Source organism: Alteromonas sp. MmMcT2-5 (genome assembly GCF_022348315.1).
Lineage (GTDB): Bacteria > Pseudomonadota > Gammaproteobacteria > Enterobacterales > Alteromonadaceae > Alteromonas > Alteromonas macleodii.
In genome coordinates this window covers 1-11,012 of sequence record NZ_JAKRFB010000088.1, presented here as the reverse complement: position 1 = coordinate 11,012, position 11,012 = coordinate 1, and the positions used below count along the sequence as shown (strand labels likewise).

Annotated in this window: 10 protein-coding genes and 1 pseudogene; 7 read left to right on the top strand and 4 right to left on the bottom strand. The window is 43.5% G+C overall.

What is annotated here, in order from left to right; translation table 11 throughout:
• Positions 1-247: 247 nt before the first annotated feature.
• The 4 genes from MHN09_RS20245 (at position 248) to dusC (ending at position 2,853) form a co-directional block, all read left to right on the top strand.
• On the top strand, positions 248-1,153 hold the full coding sequence (locus MHN09_RS20245; protein WP_049586858.1) for a M14 family metallocarboxypeptidase: 906 nt from the start codon (positions 248-250) through the stop codon (positions 1,151-1,153).
• A 59-nt stretch (positions 1,154-1,212) separates the two neighbouring features.
• A complete protein-coding gene (locus MHN09_RS20240; protein WP_061094655.1) occupies positions 1,213-1,434 on the top strand; it encodes a hypothetical protein in 222 nt (73 codons plus the stop codon).
• Positions 1,431-1,619, top strand: coding sequence for a DUF1289 domain-containing protein (locus MHN09_RS20235; protein ID WP_039230420.1), 189 nt, complete (start codon positions 1,431-1,433; stop codon positions 1,617-1,619). The genes MHN09_RS20240 and MHN09_RS20235 overlap by 4 nt, the downstream gene beginning before the upstream one ends.
• Before the next feature lie 295 nt (positions 1,620-1,914).
• Positions 1,915-2,853, top strand: coding sequence for a tRNA dihydrouridine(16) synthase DusC (dusC, locus tag MHN09_RS20230; RefSeq protein ID WP_061485318.1), 939 nt, complete (start codon positions 1,915-1,917; stop codon positions 2,851-2,853).
• Between the two features lie 29 nt (positions 2,854-2,882).
• Here dusC and MHN09_RS20225 read toward each other — a convergent pair whose 3' ends face one another.
• Together MHN09_RS20225 and MHN09_RS20220 are read right to left on the bottom strand one after the other, a co-directional pair.
• Positions 2,883-3,857 (bottom strand): transposase, encoded by a 975-nt coding sequence (locus MHN09_RS20225; protein WP_239241786.1) that lies wholly within the window; start codon positions 3,855-3,857, stop codon positions 2,883-2,885.
• Between the two features lie 559 nt (positions 3,858-4,416).
• Positions 4,417-5,073, bottom strand: coding sequence for an arylesterase (locus MHN09_RS20220; protein WP_049586851.1), 657 nt, complete (start codon positions 5,071-5,073; stop codon positions 4,417-4,419).
• A gap of 16 nt (positions 5,074-5,089) precedes the next feature.
• On the opposite strand from MHN09_RS20220, the gene MHN09_RS20215 reads away from it, so the two are divergent.
• Positions 5,090-5,788, top strand: coding sequence for an ABC transporter ATP-binding protein (locus tag MHN09_RS20215; RefSeq protein ID WP_061094658.1), 699 nt, complete (start codon positions 5,090-5,092; stop codon positions 5,786-5,788).
• Positions 5,789-8,311, top strand: coding sequence for an FtsX-like permease family protein (locus tag MHN09_RS20210; protein WP_061094659.1), 2,523 nt, complete (start codon positions 5,789-5,791; stop codon positions 8,309-8,311). It begins immediately after the preceding gene.
• 328 nt (positions 8,312-8,639) lie between these two features.
• Here MHN09_RS20210 and MHN09_RS20205 read toward each other — a convergent pair whose 3' ends face one another.
• Both MHN09_RS20205 and folX read right to left on the bottom strand, forming a co-directional pair.
• Complete coding sequence (locus MHN09_RS20205; RefSeq protein ID WP_061094660.1) at positions 8,640-9,536, bottom strand: TIGR01777 family oxidoreductase; 897 nt, start codon at positions 9,534-9,536, stop codon at positions 8,640-8,642.
• A gap of 23 nt (positions 9,537-9,559) precedes the next feature.
• Positions 9,560-9,928 carry a dihydroneopterin triphosphate 2'-epimerase gene (gene folX, locus MHN09_RS20200; protein WP_012517852.1) on the bottom strand — a complete coding sequence of 123 codons (369 nt, stop codon included), beginning with the start codon at positions 9,926-9,928 and terminating at the stop codon, positions 9,560-9,562.
• Between the two features lie 73 nt (positions 9,929-10,001).
• On the opposite strand from folX, the pseudogene MHN09_RS20195 reads away from it, so the two are divergent.
• Positions 10,002-10,919: pseudogene (locus tag MHN09_RS20195) on the top strand (AI-2E family transporter); the annotation flags it as partial.
• Positions 10,920-11,012: the final 93 nt, after the last annotated feature.

The window sequence follows — 11,012 nt, the reverse complement described above, 5'->3', positions numbered from 1 at the left end:
GCTTTGCTAATTGTTTAAAGTCGTCGGCTGTATGCATATCAAAATCACTCGAATATGAATACCACTATTAGATCAAACTTTTAAGACAATTGGTATTACAAAAGAGGCGTCAACACCTTCGCGCAAGTACTTTTCAGAGGTTCAATGCGTAAAGAACTCATGTCACAACCCTTTAAGAAACTTTTGTGTGATAGATACGTGAGCTTGTTGAACTGTTATGATATAAAAAATACAAAAGAGGTGTTATATGCAGAATTATCCAATTGGAACTCCTGGTGAGCCGTGGGGCGAAGAAGAAAAAGCCCAATGGAAAGCACAGCAGACTGTGAAAAGAAGTTATCAGGAAGAAGTACTTAATAAACTCTTCAACATTATCCCTGAAGGCTTTGAGTTAAAGCAGTATGGCGCACTTCCTTATGATACAGCGCGTTACCCACTATATGCTGTAATTCCCAAGAGTTTTGACGCTGAAAAGCCGTCTGCACTCGTTACAGGCGGTGTTCACGGCTACGAAACTAGTGGTGTGCAAGGAGCGCTTCAATTTATTGAAACAAAGTTGGCTCAGTACGCAGAGCAAGTAAATATAGTTGTGGTGCCATGTGTAAGTCCCTGGGGATACGAGTCGATAAATCGATGGAACCCAATGGCATTAGATCCGAATCGCTCGTTTTACAGTGATTCTCCTGCACCAGAGTCTGCTCAGCTTATGCAATTAGTATCTGATTTAGCGTTATCTCTTACGCTTCATATTGATTTGCACGAAACGACAGACACGGACAATAGTGAGTTTAGACCAGCACTGGCTGCGCGGGATGGGGTGACCCATGATAACTGGAACATTCCAGATGGTTTCTATACGGTTGCTAATACTCCAAGCCCCCAAATAGAGTTTCAAAAAGCAGTTATTGAGGCTGTGAAAAAAGTAACGCATATCGCACCGGCCGATGAAAACGGAAAGATTATAGGTGCAGATGTGGTGAGTGAAGGTGTAATTTGCTATGACAAGAAGTCGTTGTACCTTTGTGGAGGTATGACAGATGCTAAGTACGTCACAACCACAGAAGTCTATCCCGATAGCGATAATGCGACACCCGAGAATTGCAATGATGCTCAGGTGGCCGCAATTTGCGCTGCACTCGATTATTTAAATTAGACGCTTGAACGTTTAGACGTCTAGATGTATATTTGAGCCTCTTTTTTAGGAGGCTCTTTGTGTTTACTTATTCTGCGGTTATTTACGACGGTAAAAAGCAAAATTTAGTGAGGTATGACTGTGGGACAGACACTGAGTTTTCCTCATATCTTGAATCGCGCTTTGGTTGTCATGTCTGTTTGTGGTCCAATAAAGAGCTATCAGAAACTACAATGGCAGCTATCGCAGCTTCGCGAATACAGAGTAAAAAAGACGGTCTGGATAAAACAGAAGCTTTATGAACTTAATTTCCCCATGTGTAGCCTTGTGCAAATTAACCGAAGAAGACATTTGCATTGGGTGTAAACGTACGATTGAAGAAATCATTAATTGGCGGACATACACCGATAATCAAAAGAAGGCCGTATTCACTCGCCTTGAAAATTTAGAAAAGGAAGCCGCTACCCAGTTACAGCCTCGTAAATAGGCTAAGTGCGAACTTCTATCAAGAACTTTCTACGTATGGACAGACACACAAGCTTTTCTATTCGTATAGAATTAGAAGCCTGCATCACTCCCACATGAAGTAAAGTGTCTAGAGAAAGTGTCTTGCGGACAGACACTTACTAAATTTAAACAGCTGCAATTTAAAACCACCTTAAATGCACCTTAAGTAGACAGTCACAGAAGTTGAAAAACTAAGCATCAAAGCCTGGCTGATATAAGTGCTTTTTGCTAAACTCCCGCGCCGATTTTATGTTCTATAAACTGAGATTTTTGCAATGAAAGTAATGCTTGCCCCTATGGAGGGCGTTGTCGACCACTTAATGAGAGATATGCTCACTCGCGTGGGTGGTTTCGATCAGTGTGTTACTGAATTTGTAAGAGTGGTCGATCAAAAATTACCAAAGAAAACGTTTTATAGACTTTGTCCTGAGCTTCATAATGGCGGCAAAACTCCGGCAGGTGTGCCTGTCCGAGTTCAATTATTAGGACAACATCCACAGTGGCTTGCAGAGAATGCACAAACAGCAATAGAGCTGGGCTCTCCTGGTGTTGACCTAAATTTTGGTTGCCCTGCCAAAACAGTTAATAAAAGTAAGGGTGGGGCGGTTTTGTTGAAAGAAACCCAAACCCTTTATGACATTGTGAAAGCTGTAAGGGACGCTGTTCCTGCAGAAATCCCAGTTTCAGCCAAAATCAGACTAGGTTTTGAAGACAAATCTTTAGCTATCGAGAATGCTATAGCTATCACTGAAGCGGGCGCTTCTGAGCTCGTTGTTCATGCGCGGACCAAAACGGAGGGATATAAACCACCAGCTTATTGGGACTGGATAGCGAAGATAAAGCAACACACCGATATTCCACTTGTTGCAAATGGTGAAATTTGGAACGCTGAAGACGCTAAGCGATGTCAGAGCCAATCAGAGTGTACCAACCTTATGATTGGACGAGGTGCATTGGCAATGCCTAATTTGGCGCTGAGTATTAAAGAGGGTGTAGCACCTATGCCATGGTCTGAACTGGCTGCTTTGCTGATTCAGTACTCTGGCTACGAAATTTTTGGTGATAAGGGCAAATATTACCCCAACCGAATTAAGCAATGGTGCGGCTATCTGAAAAGACAATACCCTGAAGCTGAAGTTCTGTTCAACGACATAAGGCGCCTAACGAAATCTCAGGACATTGTTGATGTGCTTGCACGCCAAGCCGATATTTAGCCAAGTACTTTTGCAATAGTGTTAGAGGTTCACGACAGATACCTTTGGGCATTTACAACGTTTGGGCGACATGCCCTTTGGCAGCATCTGGCGAAATTCTCCATCATCTCGGGGCAACCGACAGGCCCAGTAAAAAGTGTTTCAAAATTACTAGTTACTAGCTGCCAGTTCTCTTTTGTCATTCCAAGCTTACTTAGCAAGCGGTTGGGAAGCTTTGGGACTTTGCAGGTATTGGTATTACTCTCTGCATTCATCGTATCAGTGATAAGCTGCAAATAATCGGTAAATGCGAAGGGCAACGGCACTGTGTTCTTGTGGTGACTATCGCTAAAGGGCATCAAAAACTTAGGCGTTTTATTCGAGCGTTTGGCATTCAACCGATATTGGATACTAGTATGGTGAGAGTTGCTTAGCGTCGTCGCTATTTTTGCTCGAATGGGATTTAAATCGACGTAAGCCATTACACTGGCCAGTGCTTTCTCATCGAGTACAGCTTGTGACCTAAACCTTCTTTCCCAGAAATAGCCCTTACATTCATCTTCTTTGTTAGCTCTTCGAGCAATATATTCATTGAGCATACGCATAAACCAGCTGATGCTTTGAAGTCGCTCTCGATATAAAACAGATAATGATTTCAATTCAGCAAGTTCTTCTGACGTTACAGAATCAAAGTTTTCTAAATATCGCTGCACTACGGGCGGGCATTTATAAAACATCCTCCACCGAAGCAAGACCTCATCCATCGTCCAGCCTTCAGCTCTGCCTTTTGCTATATGCAAGACCACATGAATGTGATTGTGCATAACAGCGTAGGCGCATAAGTCGATGGCAAAAGCTTGAGAAAGCTTATGGAGCCTGTCTTGAATCCACTTTCTTCTATGCTCATAGTTTATGCCAGTGCGGGCATCGCGACCACAAAGGTAAGATTGCCTCACGCAGCGAGAAATGCAGTGGTAATAAGGTGTAACATCAGTATTTATTTGCTTGTAACGAGGTAGAGGCATATCCGTATCCCATAGTTATTTATTGACATTATGAGATTTACGGCGTCAATTTTAAGTGGTCTTTGGGACAGTTTTAGGGACGGTTATTTTTCATGAGTGCTCTTTCGATCAAATCTCAGAACTGGCAATCGTGGACAGACACTCGAATTTCATAACGGATAGACGTCAATCGTTAAGTCTATTTGACCCAAAAGAAAAAGGACAGACACCCTTATTCGCCGGGTTTCTGTCCTTTCTAATTTCCTTATTGCAAAGCCGCCTCTACTAGCAAGAGGACTAAGCAAAAGTACCAACGAGTGTCTGTCCCTAACAATTTAATTTAAAGGGCAAGTTATACAAACACGTCAACCCTAGAACCCACACGTCCATCGTTAGCGCTTGAGGTCTGCTGTGTGCTCTGGGGCTGAGTCTCGCGACTTTCTTGCACATTACGGGGCTCAACCTGTTGAGTAGGTCGCTGTGGCGATTCTAAGACAGTGGAAACAGGAGACGAATTAACAGAAGAAACGTCCATAAACAAACCTCGCATTTAAAAAATCACCTGATAAGATTAGCACAATTATTGAGCGCTAAGAATTAAACTTCTTAAGTGTCTGTCCATAAAATTAGCGATCAAAGGCTGTGCCTCAGCATTGGGATGAATACCATCGTTTTGCATTAAGTCCTTATTTAGCGCTATTTCTTCAAGGAAAAATGGAATTTTTTGAACGTCCTGAGCTTCCGCTACTTTATTGAAGTTTTGAGTAAACATCTGCGTATAGCGCTTGCCATAATTAGAAGGAATCTGCATTTCTTGCAGAAACACTACGGCATTACTCTCCTTCGCAACACTTACCAGCGAATCTAAATTATCCCTAATCTTACCGATATTATGGCCCTGAAGGCCGTCATTACCGCCCAGTTCAATCAATACATGGGTAGGGTTGTGTTGCTCTAATAAACGGGGAAATCGCGCTAAACCACCGTCAGTGGTCTCTCCGCTTACCGCAGCATTTACAATATCAATCGGAATGTTGTCGTCTTGCCACATTTTTTGTAACAAACTGACCCAACCCTCATGTTGCTGTAATCCATAAGCCGCGGATAAACTGTCACCTAAGATAAGTAAAACCGCATTTTCGCTTGTGTCGCTCTGCTCGGCTTGATCTGATAGCGCTTGAAAGGGTATTAAAAGAATAAGTAAAAAAGCGAACAAATAACGAAATTTAACAAACACGAATTGATGACCTCTTATGATAAAAGCTAATGCTGTAACCAAAGTAGTGGATACGAGTGAAGGTTCACTGCAGATCCTTCGTCCTATTTCTTTTGAAGTCAAGTCTGGTGAGTCCGTTGCCATTATTGGCGCGTCAGGCTCGGGTAAGTCAACCCTTTTGGGCTTGTTAGCTGGACTTGACCAAGTTACAGAAGGGGAAATTTTCTTAGATGGCGAAGCACTTCACAGTATGAATGAAGAAGAGCGCGCAATTTTAAGAGGAAATAAAGTAGGCTTCATTTTCCAAAGCTTTATGTTAGTTCAAAGCTTAACAGCCTTAGAAAACGTGATGCTACCGGCAGAAATTGCAGGGCTTGATAACCCAAGGGCACTAGCTTTGGATATTCTAGAGCAAGTCGGATTGAAACATCGCGCACATCACTTCCCTAATCAGTTGTCGGGGGGCGAGCAACAGCGTGTTGCCATAGCGCGAGCATTTATTACCTCTCCCAAAATACTTTTCGCCGATGAGCCTACCGGCAACCTAGACGCCAAAAATAGTGAAAAAATCGAAGCGCTGTTGTTTGAGATGAATAGAGAAAAAGGCACAACTCTCGTACTCGTAACTCATGATAACGAGCTTGCGGAACATTGTGACAGGCAACTCACTATGAATGCTGGCGAATTAGTTGAAACAACTGGCGCGAACACAATGAATAAGAAAGAGGCGGTTTAGATGTCGACGTCTTTTAATTTAGCTTGGCGGCTTTTCAAGCATGAAGCTAGACGTGGTGAACTGACCATCATATTGCTGGCCATTGTGCTTTCTGTGGCAGCCGTATTGTCGTTGTCACTTTTTAGCGAGCGTTTACAGGGCGCACTAAAGTCTCGCTCTGCGGCTTTCATTGCAGCAGATGCGCAACTTCGTTCAGACGACCCTATAAACGAGGAATGGTTGGCTAGAGCCCGAGAAGAGGGCCTTGCGACGGCAAAGCAGGTAGCAACACGTTCAATGGTATTTAAAGGCGACGAGATGTCGCTTGTTGATTTACGAGCCGTGAATGACGCTTATCCACTGAAAGGGACGGTCAATATTACTGACCAGCCTTTTGGAGAAAAACGCAATACTGCAGAGTTGCCAAAATCTGGCGAAGCATGGGTACAGTCTCGGCTTTTTCAGAGCTTGGGGCTTTCTATTGGCGATAGCATCGATATTGGTGATGGCACTTTTACCGTCACCCGTGTGTTGGTAGATATTCCCGATGCTGGCTTTAGCGTGTTTAATACTGACCCTATTGCGCTAATTAACTTAAACGACTTGGAAAAAACTGCGATAACCGGGCCAGGGAGTCGCGCTCGTTATGTGGGCTTTTTTGCCGGTGATGCGGGTGACATAGAAAACTTCAATACCTGGTTATTGCCCCAATTAAATGACGACTTACACTCGTGGCGTACAGTCGAAGATGACGAGTCAGCGATAGGGCGTTCTGTCGCAAGTGCTGAGCGCTATTTTCTGTTAGCGAGTTTGTTAGCAATAGTATTAGCGGCCGTTTCCATTGCTGTTGCTGCTCAGCGTTATGCTCAACGTCACTTTGACCCTGTTGCAATAATGAAAACCTTGGGGGCAACAAGCAGCACCATTCGAAAAGTCTATTTGTTCCAAATTTTATTTATCACTGGGCTTGGTATTTTTATTGGCCTCGTTATAGGTTTTACCGGTCAGCAAGTAGTGGTTTCACTTGTAGCGGACAGAGTGGATGTATCTCTTGACGTGTGGCATTGGCGGCCGCTTTTAATCGCCGTTGCTACAGGCGCTACGTGTGCATTGCTCTTTTCCTTATATCCGCTTTTGCAGCTATTTTCAGTTCCCCCGCTTCGCGTATTAAGAAAGGACATATCAGCGAATTTACGTTCCAGAAGCATTCAGTTCGTGGCATCAGGTGGTGCGATATTTTTATTGATGTGGATGTATAGCCGCGATTTAAAAATTAGCGCTATTCTTTTCGTTTCCGGCGCTGCGCTGGTACTCGGATTACTTGGTGCAACGTATATCTTAATTGCAGTAGGTCGCAAGTTGGGCAGTGGAAGAATGGGGGCGTGGCAGTTGGCATGGGCACGTATTAAGCGACGTGCAATGGACAACAGCGTGCAGCTTATTAGCTTTTCCGTCACCATTATGTTGCTTTTAGTGGTGCTGGTAATGCGCAACGATATGGTTTCGCAATGGCGCTCGCAATTGCCAGAAGGTACACCGAATTACTTCTTAATTAACATTACGCCGGATATTCAACCCGAGTTGGACAGACACTTCGCTGACAATGGCGTAAAAATTGAAGAGTTTTATCCTGTCATTCGAGGCCGATTTGTTTCGGTAAATGGAGAAGGGGTAAACACCGAGGTTTCTAAAGAAGATGAGCCGAATCGAGAAGGCCGAAGAGGTTTAGGCAGAGAAGCAAACCTAACTTGGAGCAACGCGCTTCAAAAAGAAAACGAGGTCATTGACGGGAACTGGCATGGCGATGAGGATAAACAATACAGCGAAGGATGGTTCCCGGTTTCCGTTGAAGAAGGCGTTGCAGAAAGGTTGAACATTAAAATGGGCGATCGGCTTACTTTTAATGTGGGCAGCGAGATTGTCGAAACGAAAGTAACGAGTATTCGTACTGTGAATTGGCAGACTATGCAGCCTAACTTTTTCTTCGTTATTCACCCTGAGGCAATGGCCGCATTTAGCCCAACTTATATTACTAGTTTCTACCTTCCTACCGAGAGAAAGGCAGAGTTAACTAACCTACTTAAACCGTTTGCATCAATAACTATGTTCGACGTTGATGCTCGAATTAATCAGTTGCGAGAGATTGTGGATCAGGTGTCTGTTGCCGTTGAATTTATTTTGGTGCTGGTATTGTTAGCGGGCAGTCTGGTGTTGATTGCACAAGTACAGGCGAGTATGGATGAACGCAGACAAGAAATAGCCATACTTCGGACGCTCGGTGCAAAGGGGACGTTGATAAGAAAAAGTGTTATTTTTGAGTTTGTTATCATTGGTGTAGTAGCAGGCTTTATGGCAGCAATGGCCAATGAGTTGAGCCTTTATTTACTTCAAACCTCTGTATTCCAAATGGAAGCAAGCTTACACCCAGAATACTGGGCAATAGCGCCAAGCGTTGGCGCTGTCGTTGTAGGCATATTAGGTGCGTTTGGATGCTGGCGTTTGCTTACACTTAATACCAGTCAGATGCTGCGGAATATGGTTTAGGTATTGTTGCGTTAGTTTAAAATGCGCTTTAATACAAAACGGACAGACACTCGGTTAAGTGCCGTTTAGATTAAGGGCAGTGGACAATCACTCAATTCAAATGAGTGTCTGTCCACTGTGCATTTCACAGCAAAGTTCGCTAATTACGAAAGAATGGTTTTCGCGAAGAGTTTGAGAAGTGCTCTGGTTTGATAGTAAATAGATGTTTTTGAGGCCTGTGACTAAGCAAAGTGCCTCGCGATAATGTTGTGCAATAAATGTGGACACACACTTGCTTAGCAATTCAAGTGACTGTCCACAAGGCACGTAGCTAATTTCAGTAATTCATTTAAGCGCGATATATCTCTCTTAGCGCCTCGTCGATAGAACGGAAGTCAAAACTGAAGCCGGCGGTAGTAAGCTTTTGAGGAATGACTCTTTGCCCCTCAAGTATCATCGTCGACGATTCGCCCATTGCTACTTTCATAACAAAGCCCGGGACATTGAACAGGCAAGGCCGGTTAAGTGATTTTGCGAGCGCTTTAGAGAACATCTTGTTCGTGACAGGCTCCGGTGCCGTTAAGTTAAATGCACCAGAACATGCACTATTCTCGAGCAAGAACGAGATAGCACGCACCATATCTTGTAAGTGGATCCAGGCCAAATATTGACTACCACTACCAAGTGTACCTCCGGCCCCCAATTTAAACGGTAGTGCCATTTTCCCTAACGCTCCGCCTTTTTCGGTGAAAACTACACCAGTTCGAAGCGTTACGACACGTGTCTTAGCTTGATCTACACTTTGGGCAATAGTCTCCCATTTAGCGCACAGTTCATGGGTGAACTCGTTATGAGGAGGAGTTTCTTCAGTTACAAGCTTGTCTCCTTGATTGCCGTAGTAACCAATCGCGGAGCCCGATAAGAAAACAGACGGAGGTGCATCACAACTATTTATTTTTGAGACTAGCTCAGAAGTGATGTCCCAGCGGCTATTGCAAATTATTTTCTTTTGAGTGTCTGTCCAGCGCTTATCGGCGATAGGCTCACCAGCTAAATTAATTACTGCGTCGAAACTTTCAAAATTTTCTAACGAAGAAACGTTCTCGACGATTTTGACGTTATCCCCCAATTTGCTCTTTGCTTTTGCAAAGTCGCGAGAAATCACCGTGAATTCATGTTCTCGAGAATATTGACGAATAAATTCGCTTCCTATCAGCCCTGTTCCACCGGTCAAAAGAATGTTCACAATTAGCTCCTCGAGGTATGACCTTATCCCGTCTTATTGCAAGATAGAGTCAGGGACACGGAATCAGAAAATCTAAGGGCATGTGGCTTATCGACCTCTACCTCAGCGTAGCGCACCGAAGAATGTTCTGCGGCAATGCTTAGCACATCGGCGGTAAGTTTTTCCAGAAGAGAAAAACGGTTGTCTTCTACAAGCTTGATGATTGCCTTTGTAATCGTTTTATAGTTAAGCGCATCACTCATATCATCGGTGTTCGTCGCTTTTTCAGCGTCGTAATCAATTTTCACGTTAACAACAACGTCCTGCTTGTTTTTTATTTCATCTTCATTGATGCCAATGTAAGTGCGTAGTCTTAAGTTTTTAATTTTAATAGTGGCAAGATTAAAGTTCATTGAAGTCTCTTGTTTGTAGTTGTTTATAAGTCGTTGTAAAGTGTTGTCGTTTCAGTCAGGAATGTAGCACAAAATGTCAATGGAACTACGCTCGCCAACAGCAAAAATTCTAATCGTTCTAGCATGTTTAGTAGTGGTAATGGCTGGTATTAAAGCCGCCAGTACGATCATGGTACCGTTTTTTCTCTCTATTTTTATAGCGATCGCGTGTAGCCCAATAATACGTTGGACTTCGAAATTTGGCGTGCCTAAATGGCTCTCTATAACTTTTGTTATACTGCTTATCGTTGTTTTTGGTTTTCTTTTAGCTGGCTTAGTTGGCCAGTCTATGACCGAGTTTCGAGAAAATTTGCCAGAATACAGAAGTAAGCTTGATACAGAGTTTGCCTGGGTTGTGTCCAAATTGGCTGAATTTAATATTCACATCAATAGAGAGTTAATCGCTTCGCACCTTGATCCAGCAACGGCTATGTCTGTAGCAACAAATTTCATCAGCGGAATGGGCGGCGTACTTTCAAACCTCTTTCTTATTCTTCTTACTGTCATTTTCATGCTTTTTGAAGCAGACAGTATTCCCCGCCGGTTGCATATTGCCCTTGCTGATCCTGGAATGAAACTAAAGCATATCGACAGATTTATTCGTTCTGTGAACAGTTACTTAGCGATAAAAACTGTGGTTAGTTTAGGGACCGGTTTGATTATTGGGGTTTGGCTGTATGTGATGGGGGTAGATCATTTCATGCTTTGGGCTGTGTTGGCTTTCATGCTCAACTTTATTCCTAACATTGGCTCAATTATCGCTGCTGTGCCCGCAGTATTGATAGCCTTTGTTCAACTTGGCCCTGCCTCAGCAGGTTTCGCAGCGCTTGGCTTTGTGCTTGTTAATACCATTATGGGAAATATGGTGGAACCTCGATTGATGGGTAAAGGCATGGGGCTCTCTACACTTGTGGTATTCCTTTCGCTAATATTTTGGGGGTGGCTGCTAGGGCCTGTTGATCTTTGCTGTACATATTTCACTCAGCAATACATAGGTAGCCACATCATTGAAAATGCCAGTGACACCATACTGGCATAATTCCTC

Excerpts from the sequence above, each read along its gene's own strand:
- MHN09_RS20245 (WP_049586858.1), top strand. The coding sequence starts at position 248 with ATGCAGAATTATCCAATTGGAACTCCTGGTGAGCCGTGGGGCGAAGAA.
- MHN09_RS20235 (WP_039230420.1), top strand. The coding sequence starts at position 1,431 with ATGAACTTAATTTCCCCATGTGTAGCCTTGTGCAAATTAACCGAAGAA.
- dusC (WP_061485318.1), top strand. The coding sequence starts at position 1,915 with ATGAAAGTAATGCTTGCCCCTATGGAGGGCGTTGTCGACCACTTAATG.
- MHN09_RS20225 (WP_239241786.1), bottom strand. The coding sequence starts at position 3,857 with ATGCCTCTACCTCGTTACAAGCAAATAAATACTGATGTTACACCTTAT.
- MHN09_RS20215 (WP_061094658.1), top strand. The coding sequence starts at position 5,090 with ATGATAAAAGCTAATGCTGTAACCAAAGTAGTGGATACGAGTGAAGGT.
- MHN09_RS20210 (WP_061094659.1), top strand. The coding sequence starts at position 5,789 with ATGTCGACGTCTTTTAATTTAGCTTGGCGGCTTTTCAAGCATGAAGCT.
- folX (WP_012517852.1), bottom strand. The coding sequence starts at position 9,928 with ATGAACTTTAATCTTGCCACTATTAAAATTAAAAACTTAAGACTACGC.